This is a genomic window from Rhizobium sp. CF122 (genome assembly GCF_000282035.1).
Lineage (GTDB): Bacteria > Pseudomonadota > Alphaproteobacteria > Rhizobiales > Rhizobiaceae > Rhizobium.
Map to the genome: position 1 here is coordinate 180,503 of NZ_AKKA01000070.1, position 25,372 is coordinate 205,874.

General features: G+C 58.9%; 21 protein-coding genes and 1 pseudogene. 12 read left to right on the forward strand and 10 right to left on the reverse strand.

Annotated features, from left to right (window positions below; all coding sequences use genetic code 11):
- Positions 1-9: 9 nt before the first annotated feature.
- The gene (locus tag PMI09_RS13790; protein WP_037083034.1) at positions 10-690 is read left to right on the forward strand and encodes an amino acid ABC transporter permease; all 681 of its coding nucleotides are present in this window, start codon (positions 10-12) and stop codon (positions 688-690) included.
- Complete coding sequence (locus PMI09_RS13795; RefSeq protein WP_007794738.1) at positions 687-1,448, forward strand: amino acid ABC transporter ATP-binding protein; 762 nt, start codon at positions 687-689, stop codon at positions 1,446-1,448. Before PMI09_RS13790 ends, PMI09_RS13795 begins: the two co-directional genes overlap by 4 nt.
- 21 nt (positions 1,449-1,469) lie before the next feature.
- On the opposite strand, the gene PMI09_RS13800 is transcribed toward PMI09_RS13795, so the two are convergent.
- From PMI09_RS13800 to PMI09_RS13810, 3 genes are all read right to left on the reverse strand, one after another.
- Entirely contained in the window at positions 1,470-2,030 is a 561-nt protein-coding gene (locus PMI09_RS13800) for an NADPH-dependent FMN reductase (RefSeq protein WP_007794740.1), read from the reverse strand.
- 66 nt (positions 2,031-2,096) lie between these two features.
- Complete coding sequence (gene pyc / locus PMI09_RS13805; protein ID WP_007794743.1) at positions 2,097-5,561, reverse strand: pyruvate carboxylase; 3,465 nt, start codon at positions 5,559-5,561, stop codon at positions 2,097-2,099.
- 115 nt (positions 5,562-5,676) lie between these two features.
- A complete protein-coding gene (locus PMI09_RS13810) occupies positions 5,677-6,417 on the reverse strand; it encodes a helix-turn-helix transcriptional regulator (RefSeq protein WP_007794745.1) in 741 nt (246 codons plus the stop codon).
- Between the two features lie 326 nt (positions 6,418-6,743).
- On the opposite strand from PMI09_RS13810, the gene PMI09_RS13815 reads away from it, so the two are divergent.
- The 3 genes from PMI09_RS13815 (at position 6,744) to PMI09_RS13825 (ending at position 11,058) form a co-directional block, all read left to right on the forward strand.
- Positions 6,744-8,507, forward strand: coding sequence for a glucan ABC transporter ATP-binding protein/ permease (locus PMI09_RS13815; protein WP_007794748.1), 1,764 nt, complete (start codon positions 6,744-6,746; stop codon positions 8,505-8,507).
- A gap of 113 nt (positions 8,508-8,620) precedes the next feature.
- On the forward strand, positions 8,621-8,974 hold the full coding sequence (locus PMI09_RS13820) for a VOC family protein (protein ID WP_007794751.1): 354 nt from the start codon (positions 8,621-8,623) through the stop codon (positions 8,972-8,974).
- A gap of 197 nt (positions 8,975-9,171) precedes the next feature.
- Positions 9,172-11,058 (forward strand): MFS transporter, encoded by a 1,887-nt coding sequence (locus PMI09_RS13825; protein ID WP_007794753.1) that lies wholly within the window; start codon positions 9,172-9,174, stop codon positions 11,056-11,058.
- 67 nt (positions 11,059-11,125) lie between these two features.
- Here the strand turns inward: PMI09_RS13825 and PMI09_RS13830 are convergent, their stop codons facing one another.
- Positions 11,126-11,887, reverse strand: a complete 762-nt coding sequence (locus tag PMI09_RS13830) for a phosphatase PAP2 family protein (RefSeq protein WP_007794756.1) — start codon at positions 11,885-11,887, stop codon at positions 11,126-11,128.
- A gap of 117 nt (positions 11,888-12,004) precedes the next feature.
- Positions 12,005-13,117: a 3-isopropylmalate dehydrogenase gene (gene leuB / locus PMI09_RS13835; protein WP_007794759.1), complete on the reverse strand. Its 1,113-nt coding sequence runs from the start codon at positions 13,115-13,117 to the stop codon at positions 12,005-12,007.
- A 179-nt stretch (positions 13,118-13,296) separates the two neighbouring features.
- Here leuB and PMI09_RS13840 point away from each other — a divergent pair, with 179 nt between their 5' ends.
- Complete coding sequence (locus PMI09_RS13840) at positions 13,297-14,229, forward strand: pyridoxal-phosphate dependent enzyme (RefSeq protein WP_037083070.1); 933 nt, start codon at positions 13,297-13,299, stop codon at positions 14,227-14,229.
- A gap of 62 nt (positions 14,230-14,291) precedes the next feature.
- On the opposite strand, the gene leuD is transcribed toward PMI09_RS13840, so the two are convergent.
- The 3 genes from leuD to PMI09_RS13855 all read right to left on the reverse strand — a co-directional run bounded on the left by leuD (position 14,292) and on the right by PMI09_RS13855 (position 15,824).
- A complete protein-coding gene (gene leuD / locus PMI09_RS13845; protein WP_007794765.1) occupies positions 14,292-14,900 on the reverse strand; it encodes a 3-isopropylmalate dehydratase small subunit in 609 nt (202 codons plus the stop codon).
- A gap of 138 nt (positions 14,901-15,038) precedes the next feature.
- Positions 15,039-15,467 (reverse strand): VOC family protein, encoded by a 429-nt coding sequence (locus PMI09_RS13850; protein WP_007794768.1) that lies wholly within the window; start codon positions 15,465-15,467, stop codon positions 15,039-15,041.
- Between the two features lie 114 nt (positions 15,468-15,581).
- The gene (locus tag PMI09_RS13855) at positions 15,582-15,824 is read right to left on the reverse strand and encodes a hypothetical protein (RefSeq protein WP_007794770.1); all 243 of its coding nucleotides are present in this window, start codon (positions 15,822-15,824) and stop codon (positions 15,582-15,584) included.
- A 113-nt stretch (positions 15,825-15,937) separates the two neighbouring features.
- On the opposite strand from PMI09_RS13855, the gene PMI09_RS13860 reads away from it, so the two are divergent.
- Complete coding sequence (locus PMI09_RS13860) at positions 15,938-16,846, forward strand: HpcH/HpaI aldolase/citrate lyase family protein (RefSeq protein ID WP_037083037.1); 909 nt, start codon at positions 15,938-15,940, stop codon at positions 16,844-16,846.
- A 13-nt stretch (positions 16,847-16,859) separates the two neighbouring features.
- A complete protein-coding gene (locus tag PMI09_RS13865) occupies positions 16,860-17,066 on the forward strand; it encodes a DUF1737 domain-containing protein (RefSeq protein ID WP_007794775.1) in 207 nt (68 codons plus the stop codon).
- Positions 17,067-17,074: 8 nt separating this feature from the next.
- Here PMI09_RS13865 and PMI09_RS13870 read toward each other — a convergent pair whose 3' ends face one another.
- Positions 17,075-17,512, reverse strand: coding sequence for a metallopeptidase family protein (locus PMI09_RS13870; RefSeq protein WP_007794777.1), 438 nt, complete (start codon positions 17,510-17,512; stop codon positions 17,075-17,077).
- Positions 17,513-17,673: 161 nt separating this feature from the next.
- On the opposite strand from PMI09_RS13870, the gene PMI09_RS32210 reads away from it, so the two are divergent.
- Genes PMI09_RS32210 through PMI09_RS13885 form a run of 3 tightly spaced genes read left to right on the forward strand, consistent with a single transcriptional unit; the run spans position 17,674 to position 23,514 of the window.
- Positions 17,674-18,627: an ImuA family protein gene (locus tag PMI09_RS32210; RefSeq protein ID WP_007794780.1), complete on the forward strand. Its 954-nt coding sequence runs from the start codon at positions 17,674-17,676 to the stop codon at positions 18,625-18,627.
- A 10-nt stretch (positions 18,628-18,637) separates the two neighbouring features.
- Complete coding sequence (locus PMI09_RS13880) at positions 18,638-20,083, forward strand: Y-family DNA polymerase (RefSeq protein WP_274533080.1); 1,446 nt, start codon at positions 18,638-18,640, stop codon at positions 20,081-20,083.
- A complete protein-coding gene (locus tag PMI09_RS13885) occupies positions 20,083-23,514 on the forward strand; it encodes an error-prone DNA polymerase (RefSeq protein WP_007794786.1) in 3,432 nt (1,143 codons plus the stop codon). Before PMI09_RS13880 ends, PMI09_RS13885 begins: the two co-directional genes overlap by 1 nt.
- Positions 23,515-24,107: 593 nt before the next feature.
- Here PMI09_RS13885 and PMI09_RS31365 read toward each other — a convergent pair.
- Positions 24,108-24,230: pseudogene (locus PMI09_RS31365) on the reverse strand (IS110 family transposase); the annotation flags it as partial.
- Positions 24,231-24,337: 107 nt separating this feature from the next.
- On the opposite strand from PMI09_RS31365, the gene PMI09_RS13895 reads away from it, so the two are divergent.
- Positions 24,338-25,270 carry a HEPN domain-containing protein gene (locus PMI09_RS13895; protein WP_007794789.1) on the forward strand — a complete coding sequence of 311 codons (933 nt, stop codon included), beginning with the start codon at positions 24,338-24,340 and terminating at the stop codon, positions 25,268-25,270.
- Positions 25,271-25,372: the final 102 nt, after the last annotated feature.

A 25,372-nucleotide genomic window follows, 5' to 3' on the forward strand; every position in this document is an offset into this window, starting at 1 on the left:
AGAACACCCGTGCCGCACTGGTTTCAACTGATGGCGGAGTCGCTTGGTCCGCTCCTCTGGGCCGGCCTGATCTTCACGATCCCGCTGACGCTCCTGTCATTCACATTCGGTCTCATACTTGGATTGCTCACGGCAATCGCGCGGCTTTTCGCACCTGCGCCGATCGTCGCCATCGCACGGTTCTATGTCTGGGTGATCAGGGGCACACCACTTCTGGTACAGCTCTTCGTCATCTTTTACGGCTTGCCGAGCGTCGGCATCCTGCTCGACGCGTTTCCGGCGGCGCTGATCGGCTTCACCCTCAACATCGGTGCCTACAGCTCCGAGATCATTCGCGCCGTTATCTCCTCCGTGCCGAAGGGGCAGTGGGAAGCGGCCTATTCGATTGGCATGAGCTGGCGTCAGGCAATGAGCCGCACGATCCTGCCGCAGGCTGGGCGTGTTGCGGTGCCGCCGCTCTCCAACACATTCATTTCGCTGGTGAAGGACACCTCGCTTGCCGCCGCCATTACGGTGCCCGAGCTGTTCCAGGCGGCGCAGCGCATCGTCGCGACCACTTACGAGCCGCTGATCCTCTACATCGAGGCCGCATTGATATACCTTGCTTTGAGCTCCGTCCTATCCGCGCTGCAAGTCCGCCTCGAGCGTCGCTTCGCGCGCTACGGCGGTATGCTGGAGGCAAACGCATGATCGAGCTTTCGCATATCGAAAAGCGCTTCGGCGACGCCGTCATTCTGAAAGACATCAGCATCCGCATTCCCGAAGGCAGCGTTACGGCGCTCGTCGGTCCGTCAGGTGGCGGCAAGAGTACGCTGCTGCGCTGCATCAACCTGCTGGAGATCCCGACAGCAGGCATGATCCGCCTCGGCGACGAGAAGCTGAGCTTTGCGCCAGGACAGAAGACCGGCTGGCAGGCGATCCAGAAGATCCGCCGGCAGACCGGCATGGTATTCCAGAACTTCCAGCTCTTTCCACATCAGACAGCCATCGAGAACGTGATGGAAGGCCTTGTCACCGTCTTGAGGTGGCCGAAAGAAAGGGCACGGGAGCGGGCAATGGAACTGCTGACGAAGGTCGGCATGGCGCACAAAGCCGACGCCTGGCCTTCGACGCTATCGGGTGGCCAGCAGCAGCGCGTCGCAATCGCCCGCGCGCTCGCCCCGTCTCCACGCGTTCTTCTCTGCGATGAACCAACCTCGGCGCTCGACCCAGAACTTTCCGCCGAAGTCGTCGATGTTCTCGGTCGTCTCGCCAGCGAGGGCACGACAATGGTGATGGCGACGCATGACCTGCGCCTCGCCTCCAAGATCGCCAATGACGTCGTCTTCCTCGAGGCCGGCAGCGTGGTAGAGACAGGAAGCGCAAGGAACATCTTTACGGCGCCTGAGCGCGAGCGCACCAAGCGCTTCATCTCGACGATCAACGCCGCCCACACCTACGACATTTAGGCACGGGCGGCGGTTAGAGCTTTAGACCGCGCGCGCCGCCTTCAGCGCTTTGCCCCACCAGACAAGCTGGTCGAGCTGGTTCTTAGCGGCCTCGACGAGGTGCGCGTAGTCGTTCAGACTCCTTCCGTTCTTGGCAACGGAGAGATATTCCGGGAAAGAAATGTGAACGCCTGTCTTCACGGAAACGGCGCTCATTTCGACGAAGATCAACCGCAACTGCTCGACCGCACGCGCGCCACCGACACCGCCGTAGCCGACGAAGGCAACCGGTTTATGGACGAAATGACCGAGATCGATCGCATTCTTGAGAACGGCCGTCGGCGCATGGTTGTACTCGGCGGCCGTGAAAATGTAGCCGTCGAACTCAAGCAGCTTCTTCTTCCAGCGCTCCGCCGTTTCATTCTGAGATTCAGTTGCGCTTGCCTGTCCGAGGAAGGACATCGGGTAGTCCAAGAGATCGAGAACTTCGACCTCGAATTCGGGGCGGCTTGCGGCTATCTGAGCAATCCACTTGGCAGGATGATCCGCAAAACGGCCAATTCGCGTGCTTCCGATGATGACGGCAATCTTGAGCGTACTCATATCAATCCTCTCACGAAAAATATAAGAGCGGCCCGAAGGCCGCCCTTTTTATCGTTCGAATGTCCGTCAGCCAGCATAGCTGACTAGCAGGTCCTTGGCATCGATCTGGTCGCCCGCCTTGACGAGCACTTCCGCAATCGCACCGTCTTTTTCAGCATGGATTGCCGTTTCCATCTTCATGGCCTCGATGGAAACAAGCACGTCGCCGGCATTGATCGCCTGGCCCGGCGAAACGAAGACGCGGGAAATGACGCCAGGCATCGGCGCGCCGACATGCGCGGCATTGCCCGGCTCCGCCTTGCGGCGAGCGGCAGCACCGGTCGCACCATGCGCGCGATCCGGAACCTTGATGCGGCGCGGCTGGCCGTTGAGCTCGAAGAACACCGTGACCATACCCTGGCTGTCCGTTCCGCTCATCGCCTGATTGACGATGACGAGCGTCTTGCCCTTCTCGATGTCGGCAAACAGCTCCTCGCCGTCGGCAAGGCCGTAGAAATAGGCCTGCGTCGGCAGCACGGAGACCGGGCCGTAGGTGTCGGAGGCCAGCGCAAAATCGGTGAAGACCTTCGGATACATCAAATAGGAAGCGAATTCGAAGTCGCTGACCTCACGCTCCAGCTTGGTCTCGATAACTTTGCGCTCAGCATCGAGATCGGCGTCGGCAAGCAGCGAACCCGGACGCACCGTATAGGGCGCGTCGCCCTTCAGTGCCTTCTTCTGCAGCGCTTCCGGCCAGCCGGACGGCGGCTGTCCGAGATCCCCCTTCAGCATCGAGACAACCGATTCCGGAAAGGAGACTTCCTTGTCGGCGCTAACGACGTCAGCAACTGTCAGGTCTTGGCTGACCATCATCAGCGCCATGTCGCCGACGACCTTGGAGGACGGCGTCACCTTGACGATGTCGCCGAACATCTGGTTGGCGTCGGCATAGGCCTGCGCCACCGCATGCCAACGGGTTTCGAGGCCGAGCGAGCGGGCCTGCTCCTTGAGATTGGTGAACTGGCCACCGGGCATTTCGTGCAGGTAGACTTCCGATGCCGGTCCCTTGAGGTCGCTTTCGAAGGCCGCATACTGATGACGCACCGCTTCCCAATAGAAGGAGATGCGGCGGATCCATTCGGGATCGAGACCGGGATCGCGTTCGGAGCCACGCAGCGCCTCGACGATCGAGCCAAGGCACGGCTGCGAGGTATTGCCGGACAGCGCATCCATTGCCGCATCGACGGCGTCGACGCCAGCATCAACGGCAGCAAGAACCGTTGCCGCTGCAATGCCTGAGGTATCGTGCGTGTGGAAATGGATCGGAAGGCTGGTCGCGTCACGCAGCGCCTTGAACAGGACTTTGGCGGCAGCCGGCTTCAGAAGGCCGGCCATGTCCTTGACCGCGATGATATGCGCGCCGGCCTTTTCGAGTTCAACGGCGAGGTCCGTGTAGTACTTGAGATCGTACTTCGGACGCGCCGAATTCAGGATATCGCCGGTGTAGCAGATCGCCGCTTCACAGAGTTTGTTCTCTTCGGCGATCGCATCCATCGAGACACGCATGTTCTCGACCCAGTTCAGGCAGTCGAAGACGCGGAAGAGATCGATACCACCAGCAGCCGCTTGCCGGACGAAGTATTTGACGACGTTGTCGGGATAATTCTTGTAGCCGACGCCGTTTGCGCCGCGCAGCAGCATCTGCAAAAGCAGGTTTGGTGCGGCTTCGCGCACGAGCGACAGACGCTCCCACGGATCTTCCGTCAGGAAGCGCATCGAGACGTCGAAGGTCGCACCACCCCAGCACTCGAGCGACAAGAGGTTCGGCAAGGCGTGCGCATAAGTGCCGGCGATACGGGCGATGTCATAGGTGCGCATACGTGTCGCAAGCAGCGACTGATGGCCGTCGCGCATTGTCGTATCGGTCATCAGGATGCGCTTTTCATTGCGCATCCACTCGCCGAACTTCTTCGGACCGAGCTTGTCGAGAAGCTGCTTGGTGCCGTCGGGAACGCCGTTGCCATTGGTGTAGGGCACGATCGGTTCTGCGATACCTGCCGATGGCTTCGGCCGATCCTTGGCTTCCGGATGGCCATTGACCGTGACATCCGCGAGGTAGGTCAGAAGCTTGGTTGCGCGGTCCTGTCGCTTGACCTGCTGGAAGAGTTCCGGCGTCGAGTCGATGAAGCGCGTGGTGTAGCTGTTATCCCTGAACTTCGGATGCGTGATGATCGCTTCCAGGAAGGTCAGGTTGGTGGCCACGCCGCGGATACGGAATTCGCGTAACGCGCGGTCCATGCGGGAAATCGCTTCCGAAGGATTCGGTGCCCAGGCCGTGACCTTGACCAGCAGCGGATCGTAGTAACGGGTGATGATCGCGCCGGAATAGGAGGTGCCGCCATCCAGGCGGATGCCGAAGCCGGATGCCGAGCGATAGGCGGTAATACGGCCGTAATCCGGGATGAAGTTGTGCTCCGGATCCTCGGTGGTGATACGGCACTGCAGGGCGTGGCCGTTGAGGCGAATGTCTTTCTGCTCGGGCACACCCGATTCCGGCGTGCCGATCGCAAAGCCGTCGAGGATATGGATCTGTGCCTTGACGATGTCGATGCCGGTAACGACTTCGGTCACGGTATGCTCGACCTGAATGCGCGGATTGACTTCGATGAAGTAGAATTTCCCGGTATCGGCATCCATCAGATACTCGACCGTGCCGGCGCCGATATAATTGGTGGCGCCAGCGATCTTCAGCGAATAGGCCGCCAGTTCCTGGCGCTGCGCCTCGGTCAGGTAGGGAGCCGGCGCACGCTCGACAACCTTCTGGTTGCGGCGCTGGATCGAGCAGTCGCGCTCGAAAAGGTGAACGACGTTGCCATGCGTATCGCCAAGGATCTGGCTTTCGACGTGGCGGGCACGCTCGACGAGCTTTTCCAGATAGACCTCGTCCTTGCCGAAAGCGGCCATCGCCTCGCGCTTGGCTTCCGTCACCTCGCGCGCCAGGTCGGCTTCCGAGCGAATGACGCGCATGCCGCGCCCGCCACCGCCCCACGAGGCCTTCAGCATCACAGGGTAGCCGATCGCTGCCGCCATGCGGGCGACTTCGGCCATATCGTCGGGCAGCGGCTCGGTTGCCGGCACCACAGGCACGCCGACCGAGATTGCCAGATTGCGCGCCGCGACCTTGTTGCCGAGCTGGCGCATGGTGTCGGCCGTCGGGCCGATGAAGATGATGCCTGCCTTGTTGCAGGCATCAACGAATTCCGGGCTCTCAGACAGGAGGCCATAGCCCGGATGGATCGCATCGGCACCGGAAAGCTTGGCGACGCGGATCACCTCATCGATCGACAGATAGCTCTCGATCGGTCCGAGATCGCGGGCAAGATGAGGCCCACGGCCGACCTGATAGCTCTCGTCAGCTTTGAACCTGTGCAGGGCCAGTTTGTCTTCTTCCGCCCATATCGCGACCGTTTTTATCCCGAGCTCGTTGGCCGCGCGAAACACGCGGATGGCAATTTCCGAACGGTTGGCAACAAGTATCTTGGAAATGGGCAATGCTGTCTCCTCACGGCATCGAAACGGGCAATGCTGCACCCGCGAAGAGAAGTCTTAACGCGCTGTCACGGAAAGTTCAATTTCCAGAACCGCCGGAAATAGAATTTCTCTAGGACTAGGTGATGAGGCCATGCCGGAAGGCGACAGCGACTGCATGCTGTCTGTTTTTTGCTTTCAACTTGTCTTGCAGGCCGTTCATGTACCAGTCGACGGTGTGGTTCGAAATCTTGAGACGCTTGCCGATCTCCACGGAGGTCATGCCTTCGGCAAGATACTGAAGTATTTCCATCTCTCGGCGCGTCAAGCGCGTGTCGACGCCGGAAACTTCTTCAAGTGCCGGAGCCTCCCCCTTGAGATCAAGGAGCCGCCAGAAAGCCTTTCGAGCGACGGCGCCAAAAAGCGAGATCTCGACAGGAGAAAGATCCACGGGCGTTCCGCCTACGCTCATGTTACCGAGGATGCCGTTTCGGCCATGGATAGGGAAAATGTAGCCGTCCTTCAGGCCATGGCTATGGGCGTCGGCCATCATTTGCTCCATGCGCCGGTGATGCGGATCCTTGCGGAAAGCCGTCAAGCTGTCCTTCCAACGAAACGGTCTTTGCGCATGTGCGAGATAGCGCACCGTCGGGTCGGTCAGAACGTATTTCTTCGAAAGATAGATTTGTGCCCACTTCTCTGGCCAATGGCCGGCAAACATAAGGCTGACTGGATCTTCAGTCGCTCTGAGATGCCGCATAAGGCCATAATACTGGAAACCATAAGAGTGAACGACGTGCTCGAGCTCCGCGATGACGCCTTCCGCCTTCCGGCATTCCTCTAGAACAACAAGCAATTGAATTAACGAATGAATATTCACCAAAACGCCCCCACCCAATTGGGCTTCACATTGAATAGTAACAGCCAATAGGCCATGCCCCGATGGCGGGGCGCCTTTCGATGCAATCAAACATCAATCTAGAATATGTATTATCGTGTGCCAGCGCAGTCGTTCAACGCAAGCGAAAATTGCGAAATTTTCAAACCGCCCCAAAAAATTTCAGACCCCAGGCATTTGCATGCGCTTCGGGACCCAAAGAATCTTCCTTGCGAAAGCCCCCTGAACGCTTCGTTAATCGCCGGTTCAGATATCTTTCTGTAGCGTCGCAGCATCCACTATTTCGCAGATGCACAAGAGGTATCGCCGTGTCGCTATTCAAGGTCTATGCAAGAGCTTTGCGCTATCTTGGCGCCTACAAGCTCCGCGTATCCCTGGTCGTTATCGCGAATATCGTGCTTGCCGCGATCACAATCGCCGAACCCATTTTGTTCGGCCGCATCATCGATGCGATCTCGGGCAAGGGCGAAGTTAAACCCATCCTTTTCATGTGGGCCGGTTTTGCCGTCTTCAACACCATAGCCTTTGTTCTGGTCGCGCGTGAGGCCGACCGACTGGCTCATGGCCGGCGCGCCACGCTGCTGACGGAAGCGTTCGGCCGTATCATCTCGATGCCGCTGTCCTGGCATCATCAGCGCGGCACGTCGAATGCGCTGCATACGCTGCTGCGCGCATGCGAAACGCTCTTCGGCCTTTGGCTCGAGTTCATGCGCAACCACCTGTCAACAGCCGTGGCGATCGCACTTCTGATCCCGACCGCGATGTCGATGGACCTGCGTCTTTCGGGCGTACTGGTCGTGCTCGGCGTAGCCTACTGGCTGATCGGTCGTCTCGTCATGAGCCGTACCAAGGACGGCCAGGCGTCAGTCGAGAACCACTACCACACAGTATTTTCGCACGTCAGTGACTCGATCAGCAACGTGTCGGTCCTGCACAGCTACAACCGCATCGAGGCCGAAACCAAGGCGTTGAAGTCCTTTGCCGACCGCCTGCTGCAGGCTCAGTTTCCGGTTCTCGACTGGTGGGCTCTGGCCGGCGCAATGAACCGCATGGCATCCACCATCGCCATGATGGTCATCCTGGTGATCGGTACGCTGATGGTCCAGTCCGGCGAGCTCCGTATCGGTGACGTCATTGCCTTCATCGGCTTTGCGAACCTGCTGATCTCGCGTCTCGACCAGATGCGTCAGTTCGCAACGCAGATCTTCGAGGCTCGCTCAAAACTTGAGGACTTCTACTCGCTCGAAGACTCGGTCCGCGAACGCGAAGAGCCGGCCGGCAATGCCGATATCGCCGACGTGAAGGGTGAAGTTGAATTCCGCAACGTGTCGTTCCGCTTCGGCAACACCGCGCAGGGCCTGCATAATGTGTCTTTCACCGCCAAGGCTGGCCAGACGGTTGCGATCGTCGGCCCTACCGGCTCGGGCAAGACCACGATGATCAACCTACTGCAACGCGTCTATGACCCGGACAGCGGCCAGATCCTGGTCGATGGTCACGATACGACGAAGATCACCCGCAAGTCGCTTCGCCGCTATATCGCAACTGTGTTCCAGGATGCCGGCCTGCTCAACCGCTCGATCAGCGACAACATTCGCCTCGGCCGCGAGGGCGCTTCGGATGAAGACATGCGCCGTGCCGCAGAAGCTGCTGCCGCAGCCGACTTCATCGAGACACGCGAAAATCAGTACGACACCCATGTCGGCGAGCGCGGCAACAAGCTCTCGGGCGGCGAACGTCAGCGTGTGGCGATCGCCCGCGCCATCCTCAAGGATGCGCCGATCCTGGTGCTGGACGAAGCGACGAGCGCGCTTGACGTCGAAACGGAAAACCGCGTGAAGGCCGCAATCGACAACCTGCGCCAAAACCGCACGACCTTCATTATCGCGCACCGTCTTTCGACGGTTCGTGAAGCAGACAAGGTCCTGTTCCTGGATAGCGGCCGTGTCGTCGAAGAAGGCAGCTTCGAAGAACTCAGCCAGAGCAACGGCCGCTTCGCTGCATTGCTCCGTGCGAGCGGCATCCTGACGGATGAGGAAGTTCGCAAGGCACACACGACAGAGGCGGCCTGATCGGCAACAGGTGCATCGATCGATCAAAGCCGGATGGTTCTGCCATCCGGCTTTTTTCTTGCCGACCAGCGACCACTTTCTAAATATCGGAAACGAAACCGCGGGGAGGTCGTATGCAAGTCAGACGAATTGTCGCCAATCTCGAAACTCCCAGCCCGGCCGCCGCAAGCGCATTCTATCGGGATATCCTCGGGTTGGATCTCCTGATGGATCACGGCTGGATCGCAACCTACGGCTCAAGCCAGCAGATGTCCGTCCAGGTCAGCTTTGCAAGCGAAGGCGGCGCGGGAACGCCGATTCCGGGCCTGTCAATCGAAGTCGATGACGTCGATGAAGCATACGCAGCCATGCGCACCGCTGGTTTCGAGATTTGTTATGGCCCGGCCGACGAGCCGTGGGGTGTACGTCGCTTCTATGTTCGCGACCCCTTCGGAACCCTGGTGAATATTCTTTCCCACAAGGCCTGAAGGGCAAAGGCGCGACCGGCTCTTGCCTGCGACAATCTGCGCAACGGCGTTAGACTAAAGTCATAATCCCAAAGCCGCTCTCTTTATGGGGGAGCTTTTCTGGCACACTCTCGTCAGGCGAACCGCGACCTGGGGTACGCTTCGAGGAGAGTATGGTCGCGCGCCGCATTTCACATTCGCTCTGTGGAGGACAGAAAATGGCAAATGTCGTAAGCGTCGACGGCTCAAAAGCCGGCCCGATGACGGGCGAGGAGAAGAAGGTTATCTTCGCCTCATCGCTCGGGACCGTTTTCGAATGGTATGACTTCTATCTTTACGGTTCGCTCGCCACCTATATCGGCGCGACCTATTTCACCCAATACCCGGAAGCAACACGAAACATCTTCACGCTTTTGGCCTTTGCCGCTGGCTTCCTGGTGCGCCCGTTCGGCGCGCTCGTCTTTGGCCGCCTCGGCGACCTCGTCGGCCGCAAGTACACGTTCCTGGTGACGATCCTCATCATGGGCCTCTCGACATTTCTCGTTGGTATTCTTCCTGGTGCGGCAACGATCGGCATCGCGGCGCCCATCATCCTGATTGGACTTCGGCTCTTGCAAGGTCTTGCGCTCGGCGGCGAATATGGCGGTGCGGCAACATACGTGGCCGAACATGCGCCCAATGGACGCCGCGGCTACTTCACCTCATGGATTCAAACGACGGCAACGCTCGGCCTCTTCCTGTCGCTTCTCGTCATCGTCGGCGTTCAGTTCCTGATGGGCAAGGAAGCCTTTGCCGCGTGGGGCTGGCGCATTCCGTTCCTGGTATCGGTCGTCCTTCTCGGCGTCTCCGTCTGGATCCGTCTGAAGATGAACGAGTCACCGGCATTCCAGAGAATGAAGGCGGAAGGCAAGGGCTCGAAAGCCCCGCTGACCGAAGCCTTCGGTCAATGGAAGAATGCCAAGATCGCGCTGATTGCGCTTCTCGGAGCAACAATGGGTCAGGCAGTCGTCTGGTACGGCGGCCAGTTCTACGCGCTGTTCTTCCTGCAGAATGTGCTCAAGGTCGACCTGCAATCGGCAAACATCATGGTGGCCATTGCACTCTTCCTTGGCACACCGTTCTTCGTCGTCTTCGGCGGCCTGTCCGACAAGATCGGTCGCAAGCCGATCATCATGGCCGGCCTCTTGATCGCCGCCGTCACCTACCAGCCGTTGTTTAAGGCCATGACCTGGACTGCCAATCCGGCGCTTGCGGAAGCCCAGGCCTCCGTCCGCGCAACCGTGACGGCCGACCCGGCTGACTGCAAGTTCCAGTTCAACCCGACCGGAACCTCGAAGTTCACCAGTTCCTGCGACGTGGCAACGGCCTTCCTGACCAAGAACTCGGTTCCTTATGATGTTGTCCCCGGCCCCGCGGGGCAACCTGCTACGGTCAAGATCGGCGACGAAACCATCAACAGCTTCGATGCCATCGCCGCCGGCGACAAGGCAAAAGCAATGACGGGCGCTTTCGAAAAGGGCGTCAATATCGCCCTTCACGACGCCGGATACCCGCTGAAGCGCGGCGCCACCAAAGTTCCGGATGCCAAGCTGGATGCCTTCATTGCAGCCAACCCGGAACTTGCTCTCAACGTCGACGCAGTCCGTGCCGGTGAAAAGCAGACCGTGCCGGCTGACAAGCTTGTCGCCGATAAGCTGCTGACCGCCGACGAAGCCAAGGGCGTCACCGACATGGCGGTCTATAATATCGCCAATGGCGGTAGCTTTGCGATGACGGCTGACCCGTCCCGCGTCAACTGGATCGGCACGATCGCCATCCTGTTCGTGCTCGTTCTCTATGTGACGATGGTCTACGGCCCGATTGCCGCCCTACTGGTCGAACTCTTCCCGACCCGCATCCGCTACACCGGCATGTCGCTCCCTTACCATATCGGCAACGGTTGGTTCGGTGGCCTGCTGCCGGCAACGGCCTTCGCAATGAGTGCCGCTACCGGCGATATCTACTTCGGCCTCTGGTATCCAATCGTCTTCGCGGCGATCACGCTGGTCATCGGCCTGATCTTCCTGCCGGAAACCAAAGATCGCGATATCCACGCGATGGATTGAGACGAGTGAAGACTGCAAATCTGAACCCGGCGCTCATAAGGCGCCGGGTTTTTCATTTATGGAAGCCTCAGAGAAGGCGGCTTAGCCGCGGCGTCGGCCAGCCGCCATCGCGACCGATGGAGAAGATCAGGCCGAAGCGCGCGAAGAGGACCGAGGTGGCAAAGGCAAACCAGGCACCCAGCGCAAGGCCGGCCACGACATCGCTTGGATAATGCACACCGATGATGACGCGCGTGGCACCAAGCCAAAGCCCTATACTGATGAAGCCAAGGCGAAAGCGCGGGAAGAGCAGCGCGAGCGCGACGAACAGCGCGCCTATGTTGGCCGAGTGTCCAGAGGGGAAGCTCTGGTGCAGGAAATCCATGTTGAAGGGCGCAAAGCTGAAGATCCCCTCCTGGTCATAGATCAGCGGTCGCGCCCGGCCGATCGCGAACTTCAGCAGATTGGCGACGATGCTGGTGAAGAGCACGGACAACGCGACATAGGCCGTCATCTGTCCGAAATAGACCATGCGAAACCGCCTGCGGACCTTCCAGAGCCGGCGACGAACGAAATAGCCCGTGGCGAAGATCGTAGAGAGGCCGGCAAGAATCCAGGCGAGCCTGCCGATATCGGTAACATCGCCGGCAATCGAGATCAGCGGTGGCGCCAGATCCTTGGCTGCCAGGCCGAGCGGGCGATCGAAGACGAAGAAGGCGATGGCAATGGCATTAACCGCCGAAAATGCAAACCACTTCCAGGGAACCCGCTGATGGATCGTGCGCCGTGCCTCATAGCGCTTTCGCAGGTAGCTCCAAAAGATTGGCTTACGATCGACAGTCTCGCTCATTCCACTCCGCTCTTTCATCAATGCAGAACGGAGATAGGAGCGGCATCAGCCGCCTTCAAGCAAAGGCCCTCCGCATCGGCAGATGCGGAGGGCCAGAAACGTGTTTCACGTGAAATATCAGGCAGAAAGCGCCTTGAACTCGGCGAGGATCGCGTCGCCCATCTCCGTCGTGCCGACCTTTTTGCAGCCTTCTGCCATGATGTCGCCAGTGCGGATGCCCTTGTCGAGCACGTTAGCGATCGCCTTTTCCAGGTTGTCGGCTTCCGTCACCAGGTTGAAGGAATAGCGCAGGCACATGGCGAAGGAAGCGATCATCGCGATCGGATTAGCAATGCCCTTACCGGCGATGTCGGGGGCCGAGCCATGCACCGGCTCGTAGAGCGCCTTGCGCTTGCCGGTCTTTGCATCCGGCGCACCGAGCGAGGCGGAGGGCAACATGCCGAGCGAGCCGGTCAACATGGCGGCAACGTCGGAAAGCATGTCGCCGAACAGATTGTCTGTGACGATGACGTCAAACTGCTTCGGCTGGCGAACCAGCTGCATGCCGCCGGCGTCGGCCAGCATATGCTCAAGCTGGACGTCGGAATACTTGGCCTTGTGCGTTTCCGTCACGACCTGGTTCCAGAGCACGCCGGATTTCATAACGTTGCGCTTTTCCATCGAGCAGACGCGGTTCTGGCGGGTGCGTGCCATCTCGAAGGCAACACCGGCGATCCGCTCGATCTCGTAGGTGTCATAGACCTGCGTGTCGATGCCACGCTTCTGGCCGTTACCGAGGTCGATGATCTCCTTCGGCTCGCCGAAGTAGACGCCGCCAGTCAGCTCGCGAATGATGAGGATGTCGAGGCCTTCGACGAGCTCCGGCTTCAGCGAGGAAGCCGATGCAAGCGCCGGATAGCAGATGGCCGGGCGCAGGTTCGCAAACAGCTGCAGGTCCTTGCGCAGGCGCAGAAGACCAGCTTCCGGACGCACTTCATAGGGAACACTATCCCACTTCGGGCCGCCGACGGCACCGAAGAGAACGGCGTCCGCTGCAAGCGCCTTCTGCATGTCAGCTTCGGAGATCGCAGCACCATGCGCGTCATAGGCGCTGCCACCGACCAGACCTTCGTCCGTGACGAAGCCGGCATTCGTTGCCTCGTTCATATAGGCAATGATCTTGCGGACCTCACCCATGGCTTCTGGGCCGATGCCGTCGCCCGGCAGCAGTAAAAGATTGCGCGCTGTCATGAAATCCTCCGCGGAAAAACAAGTTGCGGCTTCTTAGACCCGCAAAAACGGCATTTCAAGCGAGCGGGAGGTCGATTCGGTACGGTTGCGGAATTACTGCCAACATCTCGCGTTGACCGATCGGCGCATGCGGGTCCACAAGGAGAACCTCCATCGCCACCTCATCGGATACCACCATGCTGCCATCTGCACCCCTGCATCTCGACACTCCGCTTTTCCGCACGTCAGCCGACTACAGCGCGAGCAACAAGCCGCTATGGCTGAAGCTCGATGCGCTGCAGCCCTCTGGAAGCTTCAAGCTTCGTGGTATCGGTCGGCTTTGCCAGCATGAGATCGAGAACGGCGCCCGCGAGATCTTCTGCGCCTCCGGCGGCAATGCCGGGATCGCTGCCGCTTATGCCGGACGGGCGCTCGGCATTCCGGTGACGATCGTCGTTCCGGAGACGACGTCGGCGGAAGTGCGTCAATCGATCGAGGCAACCGGCGCCACGGTTCTCGTGCACGGAACGGCATTCGATGAAGCCAACGCCTTTGCGATCGAGCACGCGAATGCCAGGAAGGCAGCCTATGTGCACCCGTTCGACCATCCGCTTCTGTGGGAAGGGCACGGCACATTGATCGATGAGGTTCTCGCAAAAGGTGCCGACTTCGATTGCGTCATCGCCAGCGTCGGCGGCGGCGGTTTGCTCGCGGGCATTGTTGCCGGTCTCAAGCGAAACGGCTTGTCCGATGTGCCTGTCATTGCCGTAGAGACCGAAGGAGCCGCTTCGCTTCATGCAAGTCTTGCTGCAGGAGAGCGCATCACCTTGCCGGCGATTACCTCCATCGCCAGCTCGCTCGGTGCGCGCCAGGTGGCCCAGCATGTCTTCGACCTGCCGAGGCATCATCCGATAGAGAGCGTCACGGTGACCGATGCGCAGGCTGTCGCCGCCTGCCTGAAGTTCGCCGACACCTATCGCATTCTGGTCGAGCCCGCCTGCGGAGCTGCACTTGCGGTGGCCGACGTAGATGCCGACATTCTCGCTCGCTTCAACAATCCGCTGATCGAGGTCTGCGGCGGCATCGGCGTTTCACTGGAGAAGCTGAAGGCCTGGAAAGAGCGCTTTCTGTAAGCCGGCCAAAGAAAAAGCCGGGCAAAAAGCCCGGCTTTGACCAATGCTATGTTTTGTAAAACTTACGCAGCCCAGGGATGGGATGCAGCATTCTTGGCTTCGAAACTGTCGATCGCCGCGCCCTTTTCGAGCGTCAGGCCGATGTCGTCGAGGCCGTTCAGCAGGCAGTGACGCTTGAATTCGTCGAGATCGAACTTGATCGAACCGCCGTCCGGACCGGTGATCTCGAGGTTTTCCAGGTCGACTGTCAGGATCGCGTTGGAGCCGCGCGAGGCGTCGTCCATCAGCTTGTCGAGGTTTTCCTGGCTGACCTTGATCGGCAGAATGCCGTTCTTGAAACAGTTGTTGTAGAAGATGTCGGCGAAACTGGTCGAGATGACGCAACGGATGCCGAAGTCGAGAAGCGCCCACGGCGCATGCTCGCGCGAGGAGCCGCAACCGAAATTGTCGCCGGCAACGAGGATCTTCGCATTCTGATAGGCCGGCTTGTTCAGCACGAAATCCTGGTTCGGAGAGCCGTCTTCATTGTAACGGGCTTCGGCGAAAAGACCCTTGCCAAGACCCGTGCGCTTGATCGTCTTCAGGTAATCCTTCGGAATGATCATGTCGGTATCGATATTGACAACCGGCAGTGGGGCAGCGACGCCCGTCAGCTTTACGAATTTGTCCATAGCCTGGCTCCAATGTCAGCAGACGTAGTTTTGTTGATCAGCGTTTAGTCCAGATTTCGACCGAAATGAAGAAAAATTTACATCGCAGGTGCGGCCGCGCGCGGATTCGACGCGCAGCCATCCATGGTCATCGTGAGATCAATTTGCATTCGCTGGCGCATTCATCGCCCAAAGAACCCCGAACGGGTCGCGAAGCTGGCCATATCGATCACCCCAGAACATCAGTTGGACGGGCAGGATCACCTCCGCGCCAGCGGCAACGGCGCGATCCCACCAGAAATCGATATCATCGATAACAAGCTGAAGGGTGAAGCCCTGATGCTTCTCGAAGGGATGGCCATGCTCGGGATAGGCATCGCATAGCATCAACGAGCTTCCGTTGATGTAGAGGTGGACATGCATCGTCCGCCCGTTTTCGTCCGGAGGAACGACAAACGCCTCCTCGGCGCCAAAAGCACGCTTGTAGAATTCCGCGGCCTTCAACGCACCATCGACCGTGACATATGGCAGCAAGCCATTCTTGACCGGCGGCATCTTCGCCACGCCGGTTTCCGTTGCGGTATCCATACTGTCCTCCATCGTTTGATTTGGTTCGGGCAGAAGCCCTGGCCTTTCAAAGACGCGGGAAGATCAGTCGAGCCGACAGCGATGCCGAAATTTTTCTGGAAAAGTATCCACCCGTCAGAGATCGATGATCGTGCCGCGGCCGTCATTCCAGATGCGCATGTTCTCGCCGGAATGAGGCTTGGTCTTGGCGGAGGCGCGGACCGGGGCAGGTTTCATCTTCAACGAGAGCGCGCGGCCAACCATAAGCACCGTCAGAATACCGCCGACTGCGAGCGTCACGGAAAAGGTGACGAGCGCCAGCGCAACGAAGGCGGTGATGCCTGCGAGCAAGAGGAAGACGGAACGAATGCTTTGCATGAGTTTTAGACCTTTCTTCGGAAAGGAATGTGGTCCTTCTTTTCCTTCTCTGCAAGGTGAGCATGGCTTTTTGTTGTCTTGCCACCTGTCACAAAGCTTGGCACACATTTGTGATGACCCGCAATTCTCCGACTCGTTCCTTGAATCTTCGCCGTTCGGTGCTGAGCGTTCCGGCCATTAATGCACGCGCCCTGGAAAAGACCCATGCGCTGGATTGCGATGCCGTCATCTTCGATCTTGAGGACTCGGTGGCACCGGAACGAAAGGCGGAAGCCCGCGAGAATCTGAAGGCTTTTTTTTCCGGGGCTCCCCTTGTGAATAAGGAGCGGATCATCCGCATCAATGCGCTTGGTTCCACCTTCGGCAATGCGGACATGGAGCTGGTCTTGGCATTGGAGCCGGATGCCGTACTCCTGCCGAAAGTGGACGAGCCTCAGGATGTGATGTCCGTCAGCGACCGGCTCGCCGATGCCGACGCGCCGGAAAGCCTGCGCATCTGGGCGATGATCGAAACGCCCCGCGGCATTCTGAACGCGGCGGCGATCGCCGAGGCCGGGCGCACACCGGGCTCAAGGCTTGATTGTTTCGTCGTCGGCCTCAACGACCTGCGCAAGGAGACCGGTGTCCTGCCGCAGCCGGGTCGCACCTATCTCGTGCCCTGGCTGATGCAGGTGATCCTGGCCGTGCGTGCCTATGGCCTTGATGCGATCGACAGCGTCTTCAACGATTTCAAGGATGCCGATGCCTTCGATGCCGAATGCGCGCATGCCCGCGCCATGGGCTTCGACGGCAAGATGCTGATCCACCCGGCTCAGATCGAAGCTGCCAACCGGCATTTCGGCCTGGACGAAGCGGCAATTGCCGAGGCGGAGGCGATCATCGCCGCCTTTGCCGACCCTGCTGCCGAAGGCCTGAATATCATCAATGCCAATGGTCGGATGATTGAGCGGCTGCATCTTGTCCAGGCGGAAAGTCTGGTTCATAAAGCCCGCCTGATTGCAGAACGCCAAACGGCGAAGTGAAAGACGACTTTAGATGAAGCTATATCGCCTTCTGACCGGCCAGGATGATGCCGCTTTCTGTCACCGCGTGACCGCCGCCCTCAACAAGGGCTGGTCGTTGAACGGCTCGCCGTCGCTGACCTTCAACACCCAGACCGGCCAAGTGATGTGTGCTCAGGCGATCGTCAAGGAAGTCGAAGGCAAGGACTACCATCCGGACATGAAACTGTCCGAACAGTAAGCGCGAGCTTAGCGTTCGGCCGCCTCTTCGGCGCTCGCCTCGATCCGCTCCATATCGTCGTCGCTGAGACCGAAATGGTGGCCGATCTCGTGGATGAGGACGTGAGTGATGATATCACCCAGCGTCTCGTCGTTCTCGGCCCAGTAGTCGAGAATCGGCCGCCGGTAGAGGCGGATGCGGTTCGGCAATTCGCCGGTTTCCATCGTGAAGCGCTCCGAGATTCCTCGGCCTTCGAAGAGGCCGAGAAGGTCGAATGGCGTTTCCAGCGCCATGTCCTCGAATACGTCGTCGTCAGGGAAGTCCTCGATCTCGATCGTCAGATTGGTGGTCAGTGAGCGGAATTCTTCCGGCAGATGGCTATATGCCTCCATCGCCAACGACTCGAAAGTGCTGATCGTCGGCGCGTGGCGATCCCGCCAATTCTCGCTCTGGTCTATGCGGGCCATGAATATTCCTTCCTTTGCGGCCCATATAGAACCTTTACGCACGATTTTCGAGAGCGGAATCAAAGGCAGGAATAAATTCACATCAAATGCCTGTTGACTCTTTCGCCCACCTCTGGAATCCATAAGAACATAACAGGAACATTTGAAAGTTGGAGAACGTCATGGCACAGCCGGCCGTGACGCGCGAGCGGCTTTTTGCACTCCGCGAAACCATTGCAAAGCTCGAAGGAAAGCCCGCGCCGGCCTTGGCTGCAGCGGAAAGCCAGGCCTTGGGTGAAAATGGCGGCCCCGCCGCTGGAAAAAACGAAGATGTATTGCGTCTTCCCCTCGGAATACCCGCGCTCGACGAGGCGATCGATGGCGGCTTGCCGCTCGACGGGATTACCGAGATTCGCTCCGATCTCTTGCGGGAAGCCGGTGCTGGCAGCGGCTTTGTGCTGGCACTTGCTGCCATGCTGCAACGTCAGGCCGAAGAGAGCCACAATGTGCCGCTACCGATCCTGTGGATCGCCGATACGGTTTGCACGATGGAGGCGGGAGAGCCCTACGCCGTGGGGCTGCGGGATTTCGGCCTGAAGCCGGACCAGTTCTTCTATGCCAGTCCGCGCAAGCTTGAGGATGCCCTCTGGCTTGCGGAAGCGGCAGTCGAAAGCGGCGTCTTTCCTGCGACGATCCTGGAGGTCCGGGGCAACCCGAAGCCCTTTGGCCTGACGGAGAGCCGTCGTTTGAGCTTGCGGGCAAAGGCATCCAAACGCCCGCTTTTCCTGCTGCGGCAGGCTGGAGAGGAAGAAGCCAGTAGCGCTTATTTCCGCTTCCTTGCAGCACCCGCGCCGGCACAGGCGCGCCCCTTGCCGGATGGTACGATGCTGGGCGGTAGCATCGGCAACCCGGTTTTTCATCTCACCCTGGAGAAGAGCCGCAATCCGGCTCCCCTCTCCTTTTTACTGGAGTGGAACCCTCATGACCGCCGTTTTTTCGCCGTCTCCCAATCAGCCGACCCTCGCCTTCCAGACGAACGCGCAGCGCATTCTGGCGCTCCACTTTCCGCATCTCCCGACCGACCGGATCGCAAGAAAGAAATGGGGGCTCTCCTGGCGTTCGCACGGACGTCCTGACGCACCACCGATCGTCTGCTCCAGTCGCCTCAACAATACCATGCGGCTGACGGCGCTGGATGAGGCTGCAGAAGCTCTCAATCTCAGAAAGCATATGGGCGTCGCCGAAGCCCGCGCCATCTATCCCAAGCTCGATGTGATCGAGGACGACCTGGTTGCCAACCGACGCTTCCTGGAAGCGATCGCCGATTGGTGCGATCGCTATACTCCGCTTGTCGCTCTCGATGGCGTGGATGGCCTGTTTCTCGACATCACGGGCTGTGCTCATCTGTTCGGTGGCGAGACGGCACTTCTTAAGGATATTCTCGCAAGGCTTTTCCAGATGGGCCTTGATGCACGCGGTGCCGTCTCTTCATCACCGGGATTGTCCTGGGCGGTCAGCCGTTTCGGTCAAGGCGGGATCATCGAACACGGGAAGGCCGAGCAGGTTCTGGCGCCTTTGCCGATCGCGGCTTTACGCCTTGAAGAAGAAACCGTAGGCGCCCTGAATAAAATGGGGCTCAAATATGTGGGCGACCTACTGGACGCACCACGCGCCCCACTTGCCCGCCGCTTCGGAGGAGCCTTGCTTTTGAGGCTCGATCAGGCGCTTGGGACAGATGAAGAGCCGGTATCTCCGCGGCTGCCAGTTGCGAGCCTCTCGGTCGAACGTCGTCTGATCGAACCGATCGGCGCGGAAGACGATATCCTCGCGCTCACAGGTCAGATTGCCGTCTCCCTGAAGCTCTCGCTGGAAGCCCGTGGCGTCGGGGGCCGCATCTTCGAACTGGTCTTGTTTCGCGTCGACGGCAAGGTGTTCCGCATTTCGGCAGGGACCGCGCAGCCCCTGAGGGAACCCAAGCGCATCGCCGCTCTCTTTGCCGAACGCCTGCAGGCAATCCACGACGATTTCGACGCGGGTTACGGTTTTGAAATCCTTCGCCTCAACGTGCGACGTCACGAAGATTTCGTGACGTCGCAAGGCGATTTCGAGTATCGCCAGCAGAAGGATGCGTCTCTTGCTGCCTTCGTGGATAGGGTTTCCGCCCGCCTCGGGGCAGACTGCCTGCAGACCTTCCAATTGCGAGAGAGCCACGTACCGGAAAGAGCCGTCATTGCCGTACCCGCAATCGATCACCTATCCGCCCCGAAGATCAGGCAAGGACATCCTCCACCGGCCAGGAACGAGCGGCCCGTGCGGCTGCTTCGCAAGCCGGAACCGATGGGCGCCTTTGCCATCGAAATTCCCGATGGTGCACCCGCCAGCTTTCACTGGCGGCGTATGCAGCATCGCGTCCTGAAGAGCGAGGGACCGGAACGGCTGGCGATGGAATGGTGGCTCGATGGATCAGATGCGGAGGATCGGGACTACTTCCGTATCGAAGACGATCAGGGACGCCGCTTCTGGATTTATCGCCATGGCCATTATGAGCGTGACGCAACGCAGAACTGGTACATGCATGGAGTCATCGCCTGATGCCTGCCTTCTTCGAGATCGGCGCCAAGACCAATTTCTCGTTTCTGGAGGGTGCATCCAAGCCCGAGGAAATGGTCGTCCGCGCTGCGGTTCTGAAGTTTGGAGGGCTTGGCATCGCCGACCGCAATTCGGTTGCAGGCGTTGTCCGGGCGCATGCCCAGTCTAAGGCGATCCGAAAGAAATTCGAGCGGATGAAGGCCGGGCTTCTGGAGGAGCATGAAAAGAATGACGTCATCCTCGATCCGATCCGTTTTCAACCGGGCGCCCGCCTGGTCTTCTCGGATGGAACGCCTGATATTCTTGCCTATCCGCAGGATCGCCGAGGCTGGGCGCATCTTTGCCGATTGCTGAGCACCGGGAATCTAAGAACCGAGAAGGGAAAATGCATTCTAACGGAAGCGGATCTGATGGAATGGGGCGACGACATGATGCTCGCGCTCATTCCCGATCCGTCCATTACCGATGGCAATCACGCAGCGTTCGAAGCCTGTCTGGAGCGCTTCAAAAAACGCTTCCGGAAAAAATTCCACATTGCGCTCGCCCCCGCCTATGACGGCCGTGACAAGCGCATGTTCGCGACCATCTCCATGCTGGCCGATCGCAACCGCATCCCGCTGATCGCCACCAACCAGCCGCTCTACCACGACACCACCCGTCGCCCCCTCGCCGATATCGTGACGTCGATCCGGGAACACGTTGCCATTCCCGAAGCCGGCTTTCTTCTGGCGCCGAATGCCGAACGCTATCTCAAGGATGGCGGCGAAATCCTGCGCCTCTTCAAAGACTACCCACACGCCGTAACGAACACGGGAAAGTTCTTTGGCAGCCTTTCCTTTTCACTCGATGAACTGGAACACAACTATCCCCCCGAGAATGACGAGGGGGAAACGCCTTATCAAACCCTGGAGCGCCTTACCAAGGCTGGCGCGGCAAAACGCTTTCCCGGCGGCATACCGGAGAAGGTCCAGCAGAACATCGAATACGAGCTAAGCCTCGTTCGTCAGAAGCAGTATGAACCATACTTCCTGACGGTCCACCGGATCATCCAGTATGCCCGACATGAGAAGAAAATTCTCTGTCAGGGTCGCGGCTCCGCGGCAAACTCGGTCATTTGTTATTGCCTCGAGATAACGGAGGTCAATCCGGAGAAGAGCACCCTGCTCTTCGATCGCTTCCTCTCGATGGACCGCGATGAGCCGCCGGATATCGATGTCGATTTCGAGCACGAGAGGCGCGAAGAGGTCATCCAGCATATCTACGAGAAATATGGCAAGGAACATGCCGGCCTGACGGCAGGGGTGACGACCTACCGCACCCGGTCCGCAGGACGCGAGGTCTCAAAAGCCTTCGGTCTCTCGGAAGATGTTCAGTCTGCGATCGGCAGCCTAGTTTGGGGTTGGTCGGAAGAGAAGCTGTCCGAGCGCGAGGCAAAAGCGGCCGGGCTCGACATTTTCGATCCCATGACCAAGAACGTGCTGAAGTATGCTTCCGAGCTTCTTGGTTTTCCCCGCCACCTCACCCAGCATGTCGGCGGCTTCGTCATCACCAGGGACAGGCTGGATGAAGTCGTTCCGATCATGAAGACGGCAATGCCCGGACGCTACATGGTCGAGTGGGACAAGGATGACCTCGACAATCTGAAGATCCTGAAGGTCGACATCCTGGCGCTTGGAATGCTGACCGCGCTGAAGCGGGCATTCGATCTGCTTCTCCTGCATTATGACGTCAAGAAGACGCTCGCTGATCTCGGCAACGACACGCATGAGGACGAAGAGCCCGTCTACGAGATGATATGCCGGGCCGACACGCTTGGCGTCTTCCAGATCGAGAGCCGGGCGCAAATGAGTATGCTGCCGCGCCTGAAGCCCAAAAAATTCTACGACCTCGTCATCGAAGTCGCCATCGTTCGGCCAGGCCCCATCCAGGGCGACATGGTCCACCCCTACCTGAAACGAAGGGAGGACAGGGATCGCGGTATCCCAATAGAGTATCCGAGCAAGGAGTTGGAAAGTGTCCTGGAGCGAACGCTCGGCGTGCCGCTCTTCCAGGAACAAGCGATGCAGATCGCAATCACGGCGGCGGGATTTAAGCCGGCTGAAGCCGATCAGCTGAGGCGCGCCATGGCGACCTTCAAACGGACAGGCACCATCGGCAATTTCGAAAAGCGGTTCATCGAAGGCATGGTCGCGAAAAAGTACTCTCGCGATTTTGCCCAGCAATGTTTCAACCAGATCAAAGGTTTTGGCGAATACGGTTTCCCGGAAAGCCACGCCGCCTCTTTCGCTCTGCTCGTCTACGCCTCTTCCTGGGTAAAAGCTTACTATCCCGACGTCTTCTGTGCTGCGATGCTGAACTCACAGCCGATGGGCTTCTATGCTCCCGCACAACTCGTCCGGGATGCCCGGGAGCATGGCGTTGTGATCAGGCCGGTCGATATCAATGAATCGAACTGGGATTGTCTGCTGGAAGAGGCCGAATTCAACAAACGTGCTGTTGATTTCCGGCATGCCGCCATGCGGGAAGTTATCCAGACGAAGCGAGCCGTTCGGCTTGGCTTTCGGCAGATAAAAGGCCTTTCGGAAGTGAGCATGCAGCAGCTCGTCGCCAACAGAGGCAGGGGTTATTCTTCGATCCGCGATCTCTGGCTGCGCTCAGGCCTGCAAAAGGCAGATATAGAACGACTTGCCGATGCAGATGCCTTTCATTCTATAAGACTGTCGCGACGGGAGGCACTCTGGGCCGTACGGGCACTCGATGCGAAGAGTGCTGCCGAAAAGCTCCCTTTGTTCGACCAGGTGAGCCACATCGATCTGCAGGTCGAGCCTGAGACACGGCTGCCGGAAATGCTGGCTGGTGAACAGGTCGTCGAGGACTACCGCTACCTTTCGCTCTCCTTGAAGGGCCATCCCGTCTCATTCCTGCGAGATGAATTCCGTAAAGTCGGGGTCGTTCGGAATGTCGATCTTCTTACCATCCCGAACGGAAGAAGGGTGACGATTGCCGGCCTGGTTTTGGTGCGTCAACGCCCGGGCTCAGCCAAGGGCGTCATCTTCATGACATTGGAAGACGAGACTGGCGTTGCCAATGCCATTGTCTGGAAGAAGGTATTCGAGAAGTACCGCCCGATCGTCATGGGAGCACGGCTCGTGAAGATATATGGCAAGCTTCAGAGCCAGAGCGGCGTGATCCACACTGTCGTCGATCATATCGAGGATATGACACCCGCACTTGGCATCCTGCAGAAGGAAGCCCGTCGTTTCGGCGTTAGTGATCGTTCGGATGAAGCGCTCAATCCGACGATGGATCCTCGCCAAAGGAAACTCGCAAACTCACTTGAGAAGGCAGTCATGGAGAAAAGGCTGATTTCAAGCAGTCATGTCGGAGCACTAGAAACAACTCAAGTCATGCCGAAAGGTCGCAATTTTCATTGAGGACACAAAGTCGGTGTCAAGCGAATCGAGGAATTGACCCCTTTGCCGAATTGGAGAACTGACCCCCCTAACGAAGCGAAGAACTGCCCCCTCGTATCAAGACGAGGAGTGATAGATGACGATCGAGATGACTCTTGGATGAGGATATGGCCGCTATCATATCTCCGACTATACGCGGCGAGCCATTGCGATCGCGTCGCTACTCAACCCTGTTGAGAGCAGACCGCCCCGGCCGTGCCAGCGACCGGGCGATGTCAACGATATCGTCGCGAGGCGGTCGGGTCCTCCTCACATGAGGAGTTTGAGGTCAACGGCTATCAAGGCGGCATTTTGGCTTCCTCGTTTTGAATCCAAGCCTGAGCCCCATACTTTACCGGCTCAGCTTGCGAGCCTGTACAACCTCATCACATACGGTCGCCGCTCTGGGACGGCTGCACCACAATCCCGCTTGCGGCGGCAAGGGCTCAGGGAAACGGTACCAATCTTGTTCCCGGCTGTCGCAGCCATTGAGGACCACGGTCCGTTCACCTGGATCCGCCAGCGCTAATCAGGCGCTGGGGATTGGAATCGCTTTGCAGTTGGATTGTCGTCGTTTAGGCGGATTTCATGACCGCGCCCTCGATGACAACGCCTGATTTCACATATTTCCATAGCGCGACCAAGAGCTTGCGGGCGAGTGCCACGATCATCGTCTTTTTGAAGCGGCCGCCATTGCGTGTGGGCGCATTACGAATTTATCGTACAATGAGCACATCCTTGAATTGTGCACATGAACAAAATCCCGTAAAAAGATTTGGTGTGCAATCATGATGGAACCGCTACGATGGATGCGATTCTGACCGAAGGCTTTGACGCGGCTTTGACCCTGACCGACCATGTCGAGCACCTGCCGGACCGGAAGCGGCGCGAACTGGCGCGCATCCTCGAGATCCTGTTTGCCGAGGTCGAACGCTTCCAGGCCGGTAAGCTGTCGGCCAAGCGCCATGCCGGCAAGATCCTGATGGTCCTGCTCTATGGATCCTACGCCCGCGGCGGCTGGGTCGAGGATCGCCTGAGCGGCTATCGCTCCGACTACGACCTGCTAATCGTCGTCAACAGCAAGTCCTTTGCCGAGGAGCAGGAGCTCTGGGACGGCATCGAGGAGCGGCTGCTAAAGGCGCAGATCGCGCACCGCATCGAAACGCCGGTCGTGCCGATCATCCACACACTGGCCGATGTCAACGACCAGCTGTCCCGCGGCCGCCCCTTCTTCGTCGACATCGCCAGGGACGGCATTCCCCTCTACGAGGAGCCCGGTCATCCGCTGGCGCAACCGAAGCCACTGACGGCGGAGGAGCGACAGCGAGAAGCAAATTCCAACTTCATGGAGTGGTCAAGGAATGCCGCCGGCTTCCTAGCAGCTCAAGGATCGCTCGGAGAGACGTTTCCAAAACAACAGGCTTTCTTGCTTCATCAAGCCACAGAGGCGCTATACCACTGTACCCTGCTGACACTCACGCTCTACAGTCCCAAGTCTCACCGTCTGAAGGTTCTTCGCTCTCAGGCCGAGGGGATCGACAATCGGCTGATTGCCGCCTGGCCGCGTGACAGCCGGTTTTCACGACGCTGCTTCGAGTTGCTGTCGCGGGCCTATGTCGAAGCGCGATATTCGTCGAAATACACAATCACCAGCGAGGAGCTCGCTTGGCTGGTCGAGCGCGTGAAGGCTCTTCAAACTCTAGTCGAAACGGTATGCGAGGAGCGACTTTCCCTGTGACGGTACCCCTCGCCTTGATAACCTAAGCAGTTCGCTCTGTGCCACTTGAGATAACGAGGATGAGGCAGCTCGTGATTGCGTCCCGCGCTCAATTTCCAGGAT